This window comes from Geodermatophilus sp. DSM 45219 (genome assembly GCF_900104025.1).
Lineage (GTDB): Bacteria > Actinomycetota > Actinomycetes > Mycobacteriales > Geodermatophilaceae > Geodermatophilus.
On record NZ_FNIQ01000007.1, the window covers coordinates 81,934 to 95,338 of the forward strand.

Consider the following 13,405-nt stretch of genomic DNA (forward strand, 5'->3'; position numbering starts at 1 on the left):
CCCCGGCTCGGGTGCCGTCCCCGACCGCCGCCGAGCCGCCGACGTCCCCCGCTCCGAGGAGATCCCGTTGAGTCGTCTGGGGCCGGGGGACGTCGCGTGCTGGGTGCTGAAGTCGACCCGACCGCCGGAGCTGATCGACCCCGGCTGGCCGGCCGGCGGCACGCGTGAGCTCACCCGCTGCGTCCGGCGCTCCTACCGGCTGGACCTGCTCTCCCCCGGCCACCGCGTGCTGCTCTGGGTCAGCGGCCGAACCGCACCCGGCGTGCACGCGCTCGGCGAGGTGACCGGTGCGCCCGAGGACCAGGCCGACGGCCCGGTCGTGGCGGTGAGGCTGACCCGCCTGACCGCCCCGGTCGCCCGCGCCGACCTGCTGGCCGACCCCGCCGCGCGCGACGCCGAGGTGCTGCGGATGCCCGCGGGCAGCAACCCCTCCTGGCTGTCGCCCGCCCAGTACGCCGCCGTCCTCGCGCTCCTGCCCGGGGGCGCGCTGGGACCATGGCCGGTGTGACTCCCACCCGCTACCGCTGGGGCGCGATCGCCTGGTTGCTCACCCTGCAGTTCTTCGTCGCCGAGACCGTCGCCCAGCTGCGGACCGGCGGCCACAGCCGCGCCGGCGACGTCATCAGCGAGCTCGGCGCCTCGGGCGCCCCGGCCGCGCTGCTCATGAACGCCTCCTTCGTCGTCCAGGGCGTGCTCATCGGCGCGGGCGCGGCCCTGCTGCGCCCGGCGCTGGCCGGCCGCGGCGGTCAGCTGGTGCCCGCCTTCACGACCGCGGCCGCGGTGGGTGTCGTCCTCGTGGGGGTCTTCCCGCTCGGCAGCCAGGAGGACCTGCACCAGGCCGGCGCCGGGCTGCACTTCGTCGGCGGCGGGCTCGGGCTGCTCGCCCTGGCCTACGCCGTCCGCCCGCGCTCGGAGGCCCTGGGGACGGCGCTGGCCCTGCTCGGTCTGCTCAGCACCGCGATGACCCTCTTCTTCGCCCTCGGCATCACCTCGTTCCTCGGCGAGGGCGGCACCGAGCGCGCCGCCGCCTACCCGATCCCCGTCGGGCTGGCGCTGGCCGGCGCGGGCCTGTGGTCGCTCAGCCGGCGCCCGGAGCCCGCACCCGGCCCGTCCCGCCGCGAGCTGCGGGCCCAGGAGCGGACCGCGGCCGCCGAGCGCGCCCGCGAGCGGGACGCCGCGCTGGAGGCCGCGGCCGGCCCGACGGGGGCCGCCAGCCCACGGCCGGCCGCTCCCGCCGGCGAACCGGACGACGACTTCGACCCCGAGGACCCCTGGGCGACCTCCCGCCGCCGCGACTGAGCCGGTCAGCCGGCCGCGTCGAACCGGAGCACGTCGCTCACCGGACGCCGTCCCGAGGAGGCGCTGGCCGTCGACGACGGGTAGCCCATCCGCAACAGCATCTGCGGGTAGCCCAGCAGCGAGAGCCGCGCGCGCATCCGGGTGCGGGTGACCGGCCAGTCCAGCGCCTGGGTCAGCGGCGAGGCGGCCAGCCCCTCGGTCGTCGCGGTGAGCAGCAGCCGGCCCAGCGCGCGGCCGGCGAGCAGCCACGCCGTCCGGTCGTCCCCGTGGGTGCCCAGCAGGACCACCGTCGGCCGCTCCACCTCCGGCGGCGGCGCCGTGGGGTCCCCCGCCGGCAGGAACAGGTGCGGCTCGCGGCTGCCGGCGACGAAGTCGCGGACCAGCCAGTTGGACGGCCGCGTCGCCGGGTCCTCACCCGGGACGGCGTCGACCGGGATGCCGTCCACCGCGGCCGGGTCGGTGCGCAGCCACCGCTCGAGCTCGGCGAGGTAGCCGGGGTCGCCGCGCTCCAGCTCCTCGGCGCGGGAGACCAGGAAGGCGGTGGCGACCTCCTCCTCGGACCCGGTGACGGTCTTCACCCAGACCCCGTACGGCCGGGCGTCGGACCCGAACCGGTCGAGCAGCTCGGCGGGGACGGCGCGCGGCAGGAACGGCGCCCGCTCGGTGTGCCGGCGGCCGACCGCCTCGGCCAGCGCCGCGTCCCCGAGGGAGACCTCTCGTGACGCCCCGGCGCGCACGGTGGCCAGGTGGTCGGGGTCCTCCGGCGCGGGCAGCAGCTCGACCTCCGCCTCCACGCCCGCCGCACGCAGCGCGACGGCGGCGAACTCGGCGGCCACACCGCAGCTGATGACCTGCTGGCGGCCGGTCGGGTCGAGCACCGGCAGCGCGCGCTCGCGGTCGAGGCGCAGCTCCAGCCGGTCGCCGGAGGCGGTGAAGTGCCAGGGCTGGGTGTTGTGGATCGACGGCGCCCGGATGGCCGCGGCCACCACCATCGTCCACTGCTGCTCGTCCATCGGCACCGCTCCCCCGCTCCGTGTCCCGGTGCCCCCTGCGTAGTACACCCTCGAGCGCAGGTCGACGGTCTCCGGGCCCTCCCGCGAACGGCCCCGGCGGAGGACCATGCCGCCATGAGCGCACCTGACAGCGGTGTCCGGGGCCCGCGCGTGCTGGTCGGCTACGACGGTTCGCCCAGCGCGGTGAACGCCATCGAGGCGGCCGCCACGCTCCTGCCCGCGGCCACCGCCTCGATCCTGCACCTGTGGGAGCCGCCGTTCACCTCCCCCGAACTACGGCACCGGGTCTTCGACCGCGCCGCCAACCCCGAGGCGCTCGGCCGGCTGATCGAGACCGAGGGCCACGCCGAGGCGGAGCGGATGGCGCGCACCGGCGTGAAGCTCGCCCAGGCTGCCGGGTGGGACGCCGAGCCGCTGGTCAAGCGCACCTTCGGCGGGGACGGCTACCAGTTCGCCCGGACGGCCGAGGAGCTCGGCGCCGAGCTCATGGTCGTCGGCTCGCGCGGGATCAGCGGCATGCGGGCCATGGGCAGCGTCTCCGAGCTGGTGGTGCACGTCAGCCCGATCCCGGTGCTCGTGGTCCCCTACCCGCTGACCACCGTCGAGTGGGCCGCAGCCGAGTCCGGGCCGGTCGTCGTGGGCACCGACGGTTCCCCGCACGCGGCCCGCGCGCTCGCCGCGGCCACCACGCTGTTCCCCGACCGTAAGCGGCTGCTGGTCGCCGTGGAGGAGCAGGGGGCGTCCGCGTCGCCCGTCGAGGGCACCGAGCTGGTCACCGTCCGGTGCAGCGGGCGGCCGGGGAGGCCGCGGGCCACGGCGTCGACGCTGGCCGACGAGGCCGCCCGCCGCGGAGCCGCGGTGCTGGTCGTGGGCAGCCGTGGCCGGGGCGGCACGCGCGAGACCCTGGTCGGCCACGTGACCCGGGCGCTGCTGCACTGCGCGCACCGCCCCGTGCTGGTCGTCCCCTCCCGCGGCGCCTGACCCCGGTCACGCCGACGCGGTCGCCTCCCGGGCGTCCGGCGCCGGCGGGCGCACGCGCGCCCGCCGGCGGGAGAGCGCGACGCCGGCCAGGCAGACCGCACCGCCCACCACGGCGAGGGGCGGCGGCACCTCGCCGAGCAGCAGCCAGCCCATGAGCACGACCAGCGGCGGTACGAGGTAGGTGGTGACGCCGAGCCGCCCCGCGTCGGTCCGCGCCAGCGCGTACGCCCAGGTGCTGAACGCCAGCGCCGTCGGCACCACGCCCAGGTAGACCAGGCCGGCGACCGACCCGGCCGGGGCCTCCCCGAGCTCCGCCGCCAGCGCCCCGGCCCACGGCAGGCAGCACAGCGCCCCGACGGCGCACGCGGTGAACGTGACCTGCAGCGGCGGCAGCCGGCGCAGCACCGGCTTCTGCGCCACGACACCCACGGCGTAGGTGACGGCGGCGACCAGGCAGAGGACCACGCCCAGCACGTCGGCGCCGGCGCCGCGGGTCGACAGCCCGATGAGCAGCACGCCGCCGAAGGCGACGGCGAGACCGGCGACGAGCCACCGCGGGAAGCCCTCGCCCAGCACGACCCCGGCGAGGACGGCGATGAGGATCGGCCCGACGTTGACCAGCATCGCCGTCGTCCCCGCGTCCAGGTACTGCTCGGCGGCGTTGAGCGCCACGTTGTAGACGCCGAACCAGCCGACCCCGCACACCGCGAGCAGCAGCCACTCGCGCCGGCCGGGCGCCACCCAGGGCCGCCGGGCGGCGACCAGCAGCACGCCGAGCACCGCGGTGCCCACCAGCAGCCGGCCCAGCGCCAGCGGGCCCGGCGACAGGTCGGCGCCCACGGCGCGGATGCCGACGAACGCCGACGCCCAGGCCAGCAGGGTGACCACGACGGCCGCGAGCACGGGGACGGTGGATCGGGGCACGCCGCAAACCTAGGGCGACTCCCTCGCTCGACCCCGGCGGTTTCCGGACGTCGTCCTCGGAGTTGCGGAGTGCGGCAGGAATGCCGCTGCTACGCGCGCAGGTGCTCGGCGTACGTGCGCCGTCCGCGGGCGCCGCGGGTGGGCAGCGCGCCGCCGTCCCGGACCGCGGCCGACAACCGCCCGGGCACCGGGGTGGCCACCACGTGCGCGCCCGGCTCGCGGGCCGCCGCCCACGTCCGCGCGACCTCCGCCGCGGTGAGCTCCTCGGGCCCGCCGAACTCGACGACACCCCCGGCCGGCGGCCCGACCGCCACCTCGGCGGTGTGGGCGGCGGCGTCGGCGACGTCGACTGGCTGCAGCTGCCACCCCATCGGCACCGGCAGCAGCGGGCCGCGCCGGGCGGTCGCGAGCATCTGGTCGACGAAGTCGTGGAACTGGGTGAGGCGCAGCAGCGTCACCGGCAGCCCCGACGCCAGCAGCACCTGCTCGGCGGCGTACTTGGCGTGGTAGTAGCCCCACGGGATGCGGTCGACGCCGACGATCGAGACGTACACCAGGTGCCGGAGCCGGTCGCGGTCGACCGCCTGCACCAGCCGCCGGGTGCCGGCCACGTCGACCTCCCAGTGCTCCCGCGCGCGGATCCCCGTGGCCGCGTGCACCACCACCTCGGCGCCCGCCAGTGCCTGCGGCAGGTCACGTCCGGTCGCGAGGTCCCCGCGGACCCCGCCCGGACCGGCCCCCCGCCGCGACATCCGCCGCACCCGGTGGCCGCCGTCCTGCAGCCGGGCAGCCACCTCCCGCCCGAGCGGCCCCGTTGCTCCCGTCACCAGAGCGTCCATGCCCGGCAGTCTGGCCGGACCGGTCCGTCGCGGCGCGCCAGACCCCCGCTATCTCACACACGAGATACGGTGACCCCTCGTGACGGCTCCCACCGAACCCCTGACCGACACCGCTGACACCCGGGCGCACGAGTCCAGCGCCATGCAGCGGATCGGGATGCTCGTCCGCGACGCCCGCCGGCACCGCGGTCTGACCCAGCAGCAGCTCGCCGAGCGGCTGGGCACCAGCCAGAGCGCCGTCGCCCGCATCGAGCAGGGCGGGCAGAACCTCACCCTCGAGCTGCTCGGCCGCCTCTCCGAGGCCCTGGAGCGGGAGCTGTTCAGCGTCGGCCCCTCCGGCCCCACGCACCTGCGGGTGACCGGTGGTGTGCCACTGCGCGGCAGCGTCACCGTCAAGTCCTCGAAGAACGCCGCCGTCGCGCTGCTGTGCGCCGCCCTGCTCAACCGCGGCCGGACGACGCTGCGCAACGTGGCCCGCATCGTCGAGGTCGACCGCATCCTCGACGTGCTGCGCTCGATCGGGGTCTCCGCGACCTGGGACGCGACCGGCCGCGACCTCACCCTCGTCGTCCCCGAGGAGCTCGACCTGGCCGGCATCGACGCCGACGCCGCCCGCCGGACCCGCAGCATCATCATGTTCCTCGGCCCGCTGCTGCACCGGGCGCCGGTGTTCGACCTGCCCTACGCCGGCGGCTGCGACCTGGGCACCCGCACCGTCGAGCCGCACATGATCGCGCTGCGCCCCTTCGGCCTGGAGGTCGAGGCGCGGGGCGGCCAGTACCACGCCGAGGTCAGCGCACCCGGCACGGCCGACCGCACCATCGTGCTGACCGAGCGGGGCGACACCGTCACCGAGAACGCGCTGCTGGCCGCGGCCCGCACCGACGGGACGACGACCATCCGCAACGCCAGCTCCAACTACATGGTCCAGGACCTCTGCCTGTACCTGCAGCTGCTCGGCGTGGGCGTCGAGGGTCTGGGCACCACCACCCTCGTCGTCCGCGGGAAGCCGGTGCTCGACGCCGACGTCGACTACACGATCAGCGAGGACCCGGTCGAGGCGATGAGCCTGCTGACCGCCGGCATCGTCACCGACTCCGAGCTCACCGTGCGCCGGGCGCCGATCGAGTTCCTCGAGGTCGAGCTGGCCACCCTCGCCGAGATGGGACTGCGCTACACGCTGTCGCCGGAGTACCTGGCCGACAACGGGCACACCCGGCTGGTCGACGTCACCATCTCGCCGTCGGAGCTCCAGGCGCCGATCGACAAGATCCACCCGATGCCGTTTCCGGGCCTCAACATCGACAACCTGCCGTTCTTCGCCGTCATCGCGGCGGCCGCGACCGGCTCGACGCTCATCCACGACTGGGTCTACGACAACCGGGCGATCCACCTGTCCGACCTGACCCGGCTCGGCGCCGACGTCCGGCTGCTCGACCCGCACCGGGTGCTCGTGAGCGGCCCGACGCACTGGTCCAGCGCCGAGGTGGTCTGCCCGCCGGCGTTGCGCCCGGCGGTCTGCATCCTGCTCGCGATGCTCGCGGCCAAGGGGACGTCGGTGCTGCGCAACGTCGACATCATCGCCCGCGGCTACGAGCAGCTCTACGAGCGCCTGGTGGAGATGGGCGCCCGCATCGAGGTCTTCCACGACTAGGCCCCGTCTCGAGCTCGGCCGGCGGGACCGGGACGGGGCCCCTGCGCCACTCTCGCGCCGTTCCTCCCGCCGCTGCGCCGGTGCACCAGCGCGCAGGTGTCAGGAACAGCGCGAGAGTGCCGGCCGGCCGGGAGGCCGACCCGCTCAGCGCTCCTGGTCGGTGGGGCGCACCAGCACCTCGTTGACCGCCACGTGCGGCGGCTGGGTGACCACGTAGAGGATCGCCCGGGCGACGTCGTCGGGCTGCAGCGACCGCATGCTCTCGGCGTGCGCCAGCGCGGCCGCCTTCGCCTCGGGCTGGGTGATGTGCGAGCGCAGCTCGGTCTCGACCGCGCCGGGCTCGACGAGGGAGATCCGCACGCCCCGGGCGGTCACCTCCTGGCGCAGCGACTCGCTGAAGGCGTTCACCGCCCACTTGCTGGCGTTGTAGACCCCGGCACCGGCGCGGGCGGTGCGGCCGGCGGTGCTGGAGATGTTCACGACGTCGCCCGAGCCCTGCTCCAGCATGCCGTCGATCGCCGCGTGGGTCATGTACATCAGACCCATCACGTTGGTGTCCACCATCCGGCGCCAGTCCTCGGTGTCCGCCCCGACGAGGGTGCCGAGCAGCATCACGCCGGCGTTGTTCACCAGGACGTCCAGGCCGCCGAGCTCGGCCCGGGTGCGGGCCACGGCATCGCGGCAGGCCGCCTCGTCGGTCACGTCCAGGTCCAGGGTGAGCACGCGGGTGCCGGAGTCGGTCAGCTTCCGCGCGAGCCCCTCCAGCCGGTCGCGGCGGCGGGCGCCGACCGCCACCGCGGCACCGGCCTCGGCCAGGGCCATCGCGGTGGCCTCCCCGATCCCCGACGACGCGCCGGTCACCAGTGCGACCCTGCCGGACAGCGGACGGGCGACCTCGTTCACTGCGACCTCCTCCTCGTGCGGCCGCCCGGTGCGGCCGTCGTCCCAGCCTCTCCCGGCTCAGCCGGTCGCGTTGGCCGGCGGGAGGGTGACGCCGAAACCACGGACGGCCAGCCGGACCAGCACCGGCCCGGGGCGCAGCAGGTCGTCGACGCGGGCCGCGGACGCCGCCTCCAGCTCGGCCAGCCGGGTGGCGTACGCCTCCGGGCCGCGCCGCCGGGCCAGGTCGAGCTGGCCGGCGTTCGCCCACACCCGGCGCCGGGACTCGCGCAGGAACACCTGGCTGGCGGTCCGGTTCACCGGCGCGAGCAGCCGGTCCAGCCGGGTGCGTCGTCCCCCGGCCCGGTGCAGCTCGCCGTCCTCGGCCGCCACCCTGGAGGCGAGGACGGCGTCGATCCGCTCGTGGTCGCGCCGACGCAACTCCCACCACGCCGGGTCGTCGAACTCGGCCGCCGGCACCATCCGGACCAGCGACTGCGGCAGGTCGAGGTTGATGTGCGCGTTCATGCCGAGCAGCACGTGCGCCTCCGGAGGGAGGTCCGGGCGCGCGCCGAAGGCCAGCTGCCACGGCCGCGGGGCCGACGCCGGGTCGCGGCGGTACGCGGTCAGCGCGTCGAGGTAGAGGTCGGCGAAGTCGACGTCCCAGGCGGTGACCCACTCCGCGTCCTCGAACCGGCCGGCGTCGATGGCCGCGCCGACCGCGACGGTGGTGCGCAGGTACGTACCGAGGAAGTGGCGGGCCGGGTCGCCGTCGGCGGTCAGGTCGTCGAGCAGGTCCTGCATGCGGGCGATGAGCTCGTCCACCGGCGCGGTCACCCCCGCGATCGTGCCCGGTGGCGGCCGCGCGCGCAGGTCAGCCCTCGAGCAGACCCGGCAGCCGGTCAAGCGCGGCGGTGAGCAGGGCGGGCAGGTCCTCGGCCGCACCGGTCAGCCAGTCGGCCTGCGCCACCTCGAAGCAGGCGACCGCGAGCTTGGCCAGCAGCAGTGCCTCGGCCGCCGGGACGCCGCGGTGTGCGGTCAGGCCGGTCGCCAGCGCCTCCTCCCACCGCCGGTGCTTGGCGGCCGCACGGGCACCCAGCGCCGGGACCGTCGCGACCACCTGCTCCCGGGTGACGAGCAGGTCGCGCAGCGGGCCGACCTGCTCGGCGATCCGCACGGCGGCCGCGCGCAGCGCCGCCCACGGCGCCAGTCCGGGAGGCGCCTCGGCGACGGCGACCGCGGCGGTGGCCAGCAGGTCGTCCTCGAGGCCGAAGAGCAGGTCGTCCTTGTCGGCGAAGAGCCGGAAGAGGGTGCTGCGCGAGAGGTCGGCGGCGGCGGCGACCTGCTCGGTGCTCGTGGCTGCGTAGCCCTGGGCGGCGAAGAGCTCGACGGCGCGGCGGGTCACCTCGGCGCGCGTCCGGCGGCGACGGCGCTGTGCGGCGGTCTCCACCACGACCCCTCCCCTCGTGACGGCTTGACATCCCGTCCCGATATGACACACCGTCTCACATCGGGACGTCGTCCCGGATCCCCCACGGGAGTGGAACAGGAGACGTCATGGACGGGACGCGGACGGCGCTGGTCACCGGTGCCACCTCGGGGCTGGGTCGGGCCACCGCCGGCCTGCTCGCGGCGACGCCGGGATGGCGGGTGCTGCTCGGCGCCCGGGACGCCGGCGCCGGGGACCGGCTCGCCGGCGAGCTCGGCGCCGACGTCGTCCCGATGGACCTGGCGTCCCTGGACTCCGTCCGGGCGGCCGCCACGGTCGCGGCCGCGCAGGGTCCGCTGGACGCGCTGCTGCTGGTCGCCGGCGTCCAGGTGACCCGGGCCGACCGCACGTCGGCCGAGGGTCACGAGCTCACCTTCGCGGTGAACCACCTCGGGCACTACCTGCTCACCCGGGAGCTGCTGCCGCACCTGGTGGCCGGCGCGCGCGTGGTGGTGGTGAGCAGCGGCACGCACTTCGGCACCCTGCGCCGGTCGGGGCCGTTCCCCGGGCCGCGCTGGGGCGACCCCCGCGCGCTGGCCCGGCCCCGACCGGGGTCCGGGCAGCGCGCCTATGCCACGTCCAAGCTGGCCAACGTCTACTTCGGCCGCGAGCTGGCCCGCCGCTGCCCCCGGCTGTCGGTCGCCGTCTTCGACCCCGGGCTGATGCCTGCCACCGGGCTGGCCCGGTCCTACCCGGCACCGGCCCGCGCCCTCTACGCCGTCCTGACGCCGCTGCTCGCCCGGTTGCCGTTCGCCCAGACGCCCGAGCAGGCGGCCGCCCAGCTCGTCGCACTGACCACCGGCCCGGCCGGGCGCAGCGGCCGGTACGTCGAGCGCGGCGTGGAGGCCCCGTCGTCACCGGAGAGCGCCGACCCCGACCGCGCCCGCGAGCTGTGGGAGGTCAGTGCGGAGCTGGTCGGGCTGCCGGCGGGCTGATCAGACCAGCGCGTCGAGGCCGTCGTCCGGCGGCAGCGTCAGGCCGGCGTCCACCGGCGGCCGGTGCGGCTGGTCCAGGCCGCGCATCCGCGCCGCGTGCAGGGCCAGCAGCAGGTTCAGCCGCAGCGTCGGGTCGGTCGTGAACGGCCCGAGCAGCCGCTCCAGCTTGCCGATGCGGTAGCGCATCGTGTTGTAGTGGAAGTGCAGCCGGCGGGCGGACTCCGCGACGTTGAGGTTGGTCTCCAGCAGCACCCGCAGCGTCTCGCGCAGGTCCGCGGAGTCGGGGTCGGCGGCGTCGGCCAGCGTGCCGAGCACCTCGTCGACGTAGTTGCGCAGCTCGGTGCTGTCCGGGATGAGCGACAGCAGCCGGAAGACGCCCAGCTGGTCGAAGTGGGTGACCGCCTGGGTCCCGTGGATCTCCTGGCCGACACCGAGCGCGCGGGAGGCCTGCTGGTGCGCCTCGCCCAGCGCCGACAGCGAGGCGGCGGGCCGGCCGATCCCGGTGCCGAGCACCCGCCCCACGCGGCGCACGCGCGCGTTGACCCGCCCGGTCACCGCCGCCACCAGCGAGGTGATCTCCTCCGGCGTCCGCCCGTCGAGCGGCAGCACGGTGACGATCTCGGTGGACAGCCCCGCGACCGCGGCGCCGGAGACCTCGGTCTCCAGGGCCGCGCGCCAGCCGTCGGCCAGCCGGTCGAGGACGTCGAGGGCACGGGTGGGGTCGGCCTGCGGGTCGGCGGCGGTCTCGGTGGCGGTCACCAGGACGGCGACCGGCCCGTCGAGGCGCCAGCCGAAGGACCGGGTCTGGGCCAGCGCCCGCTCGGTGTGCCGCAGCGCCCCGGCGACCAGCCGGCGCACCAGGTCGCCCTGGAAGCGCAGCTCGACGGAGTGCACCGCCTGCTGGCGGATCACCGACAGGGCCGAGACGACCGCTGCCCGCTCCAGCACCGCACCGGCGCCGACCAGCATCGGACCGCTGCGGTGCACGGCGACCAGCCAGCCGTGCCGCTGGTCGCCGGCCATGATGGGGGCGACGGCGTACTCCCCCACCCCGCCGGGCAGCTCGTGGTGCCCGGGCACGAGCAGGATGCCGTCGGCCGGGGACAGGTCGGCGTCGGCGAGCACGTCGGCCGGGGTGACGACGGTCTGGTCGGCGCGCAGACCGGAGAGCCGGCGGGAGGGCGCCATCATCGCCATCTCGTCCTCGGCCTCGGCGTCCAGCAGCCACAGCCAGTCGCTGATCTCGGCGACGTCCTCGGGCGGGCCGGCGCTGGTGACGATCTCGCGGTCGGGACCCAACCCCAGCACGGCCGCGCCCTCCAGCGAGACGGCGAGCTGGTCGGTGACCTCGGCCAGCCCGCCACCGCTGAGCGCGACGTCGATGAACTGGTCGTGCATGCGGTTGGAGAGCGCCAGCGCCTCGCTCTGCTTGCCGACGACCGCCCCGAGCACCTCGGAGACGACCTCGCCCATCCGCACCCCGGCGGGCAGCGCCAGCACCGGCAGCGCGCGGCGGTCGGCCTCGGCGAGCACGTCGGGCGGCACCGGCGCGGGCCCCTCGGCGGCGCGGTAGGCCAGCGCCGCGGTGCCCATGGAGTCCAGCCGCTCGACCAGTGCCCGGCAGTTGGCCGCGTCGGCCGGCGGGAGCCGGGCGCCGAGGACGACGAGCACGTCGGGACCGGCGACGGCCAGCGGGTCGGCGGGGTCGTCGACGACCATGTAGCGGACGACGCGGTCCAGGCCGCCGCCCCCGGCGACCACCTCGGTCCCGGCCAGGCCGGGCACCCGCAGCGCCTCTGCCAGGGTCAGGCCCATGCGCTCCTGCCAGCTGGGCCGTTCCCCGCGGCTCTCGGTCACCGGCGCCTCCGCTGCCGACAGGTGACGCCGGGACGAGATCATGCCCTCACCCTGCGTGGGGACGACGAGGGACGCTTCACCCTGGGTCACGACACACACCTTTTCAGTTGCCGATGCACACGGCCACCTCGCGGCACCCTGTCAGGAGTGCCTGGACGCAACGCCCCATTCTTGGCGATATCCGCCATACTTGGGCGTGCGACGCGCCGCATAGGTTCGAAGCCCGGTTCCACTCGCCCGGTGGATGGTAGGCCGGTTCCCCTCCCAGGGTGCCGGCCAACCCCCTCCAGCAGGTGTGCGGGCCCGGGCGGGGGGTCTCGAGCCGACGGTGCTCCCCGTGGTCACCAGCGTGAAGAGGGTCGCCATGCGCACCATCGACGAGACCGCAGGCCCGGGCGGGAGCCGCCCCGGGGCCCACACCTCTCCGCGTGGCCACGCCGCGCGGGCCGGATTCCCGACCATCCCGCTGCCGCGCGAGTCCGCCCAGGCGACCGCGCGCACAGCCCGTCCCGCCCGCGCCGCCACGGCCGTGCCGGCGTCCGCCAGCACCGGGGTCGCCGAGCTGCTGCGCGGCCCGGTCCGCCAGGCACGGGTGCTGCTCAGCATCCCGGCCGCCGTCTACCTACACGTGCCGACCGAACGCGGCGGTGACGTCGTCGGCGTGCTGACCAGCGACGCCGCGCGGCTGCCGCTGGCCTGCGTCCTGTTCCGCCCGAGCAACGGCCGGCCGCTGGTCGCCCTGCCGCCCGACGCCCCGGCCGAGGTCGGCGGCGGGCGGATCGTCGTGGGCGACCTCGCGGTCAGCGCCGCCGCCTGGTGGGACCCGCGGCCCCGGCTGCCACGTCCGCGCCCGGCCCTGCTGCCCGAGGGCGTGCGTCAGCTCCGCAACGCCCTCTACGGCGAGGGCGTGCCGCACAGCGCGTTCACGCTGCCGGGGTTGCCGGCCGGTCCCGGTGGCCCGCTGGCCGCGCTGCGGGGCGCCGTCCGCCGGGCCGACCTCGACGCCGCACTGCGCACCGCCACCCGGCTGATCGGCCTGGGCCCGGGGCTGACCCCGGCCGGGGACGACGTCATGGCCGGGACGATGGCCGGGCTGGTGCTGCTGGGCCACCCGGCCGCCGAGCGGTTCGCCGCCGCGGTGTCGGCACTGGCCGCCGGCCGGACCACCGAGCTGTCCCGGGCCCTGCTGCGGCACGCCGCCGCCGGCCGGGTGAGCGCCGAGTACGCCGCGGTGCTGCACGGCCTGGTCGGCGAGCGGCCGCTGGCGCCGGCGATCGCCGGGCTGCTGTCCACCGGTGCCACGAGCGGCCGGGCCATGGCGCTGGGGCTGTGCACCGCGATCGACCTCGTCGACCGGACCACGCGCCCCCGCTGAAAGGCCGAGACGCCGAGAGCCCCCGTCCGGCCGGACGGGGGCTCTCGCGCTCCCCGGCCACGACGAGGTGGCCCCTGTCGCGGCGCTGGCAGCAGCCGCCCTGCGAGGGTCGGCCCGCGGCGCGGGGGCCGGAGGCTCCCCGACGCGGGGTGACGGGTGG

Annotated in this window: 13 protein-coding genes; 6 read left to right on the forward strand and 7 right to left on the reverse strand. The window is 76.4% G+C overall.

The features are described from left to right. Positions 1–67 precede the first annotated feature (67 nt). Positions 68–508 (forward strand): EVE domain-containing protein, encoded by a 441-nt coding sequence (locus BLR12_RS20665; protein WP_091382101.1) that lies wholly within the window; start codon positions 68–70, stop codon positions 506–508. Then, on the forward strand, positions 496–1,299 hold the full coding sequence (locus BLR12_RS20670) for a DUF998 domain-containing protein (RefSeq protein WP_091382102.1): 804 nt from the start codon (positions 496–498) through the stop codon (positions 1,297–1,299). Before BLR12_RS20665 ends, BLR12_RS20670 begins: the two co-directional genes overlap by 13 nt. A 5-nt stretch (positions 1,300–1,304) precedes the next feature. Here the strand turns inward: BLR12_RS20670 and BLR12_RS20675 are convergent, their stop codons facing one another. Then, positions 1,305–2,312, reverse strand: a complete 1,008-nt coding sequence (locus BLR12_RS20675) for an Acg family FMN-binding oxidoreductase (protein ID WP_091382104.1) — start codon at positions 2,310–2,312, stop codon at positions 1,305–1,307. A gap of 114 nt (positions 2,313–2,426) precedes the next feature. Between BLR12_RS20675 and BLR12_RS20680 the strand changes: the two genes are divergently transcribed. Next, complete coding sequence (locus tag BLR12_RS20680) at positions 2,427–3,293, forward strand: universal stress protein (protein WP_091382106.1); 867 nt, start codon at positions 2,427–2,429, stop codon at positions 3,291–3,293. Positions 3,294–3,299: 6 nt separating this feature from the next. Here the strand turns inward: BLR12_RS20680 and BLR12_RS20685 are convergent, their stop codons facing one another. Both BLR12_RS20685 and BLR12_RS20690 read right to left on the reverse strand, forming a co-directional pair. Next, entirely contained in the window at positions 3,300–4,217 is a 918-nt protein-coding gene (locus BLR12_RS20685) for a DMT family transporter (RefSeq protein WP_091382108.1), read from the reverse strand. Positions 4,218–4,306: 89 nt separating this feature from the next. Then, positions 4,307–5,056: an SDR family oxidoreductase gene (locus BLR12_RS20690; protein ID WP_091382111.1), complete on the reverse strand. Its 750-nt coding sequence runs from the start codon at positions 5,054–5,056 to the stop codon at positions 4,307–4,309. A gap of 79 nt (positions 5,057–5,135) precedes the next feature. Here BLR12_RS20690 and BLR12_RS20695 point away from each other — a divergent pair, with 79 nt between their 5' ends. Beyond that, the gene (locus BLR12_RS20695) at positions 5,136–6,710 is read left to right on the forward strand and encodes a helix-turn-helix domain-containing protein (RefSeq protein ID WP_255363674.1); all 1,575 of its coding nucleotides are present in this window, start codon (positions 5,136–5,138) and stop codon (positions 6,708–6,710) included. A 144-nt stretch (positions 6,711–6,854) separates the two neighbouring features. Here BLR12_RS20695 and BLR12_RS20700 read toward each other — a convergent pair whose 3' ends face one another. Genes BLR12_RS20700 through BLR12_RS20710 form a run of 3 tightly spaced genes read right to left on the reverse strand, consistent with a single transcriptional unit; the run spans position 6,855 to position 9,042 of the window. Then, positions 6,855–7,613, reverse strand: coding sequence for an SDR family NAD(P)-dependent oxidoreductase (locus tag BLR12_RS20700; RefSeq protein ID WP_091382113.1), 759 nt, complete (start codon positions 7,611–7,613; stop codon positions 6,855–6,857). A gap of 57 nt (positions 7,614–7,670) precedes the next feature. Continuing rightward, a complete protein-coding gene (locus BLR12_RS20705) occupies positions 7,671–8,426 on the reverse strand; it encodes a DUF5995 family protein (protein ID WP_176832617.1) in 756 nt (251 codons plus the stop codon). Between the two features lie 37 nt (positions 8,427–8,463). Continuing rightward, positions 8,464–9,042: a TetR/AcrR family transcriptional regulator gene (locus BLR12_RS20710; protein ID WP_176832618.1), complete on the reverse strand. Its 579-nt coding sequence runs from the start codon at positions 9,040–9,042 to the stop codon at positions 8,464–8,466. Between the two features lie 104 nt (positions 9,043–9,146). Here BLR12_RS20710 and BLR12_RS20715 point away from each other — a divergent pair, with 104 nt between their 5' ends. Further along, positions 9,147–10,013, forward strand: a complete 867-nt coding sequence (locus BLR12_RS20715) for an SDR family NAD(P)-dependent oxidoreductase (protein ID WP_091382116.1) — start codon at positions 9,147–9,149, stop codon at positions 10,011–10,013. On the opposite strand, the gene BLR12_RS20720 is transcribed toward BLR12_RS20715, so the two are convergent. Then, a complete protein-coding gene (locus BLR12_RS20720) occupies positions 10,014–11,960 on the reverse strand; it encodes a PucR family transcriptional regulator (protein ID WP_255363675.1) in 1,947 nt (648 codons plus the stop codon). A gap of 259 nt (positions 11,961–12,219) precedes the next feature. Between BLR12_RS20720 and BLR12_RS20725 the strand changes: the two genes are divergently transcribed. Then, the gene (locus BLR12_RS20725; protein ID WP_255363676.1) at positions 12,220–13,245 is read left to right on the forward strand and encodes an oxamate carbamoyltransferase subunit AllH family protein; all 1,026 of its coding nucleotides are present in this window, start codon (positions 12,220–12,222) and stop codon (positions 13,243–13,245) included. Positions 13,246–13,405 lie beyond the last annotated feature (160 nt).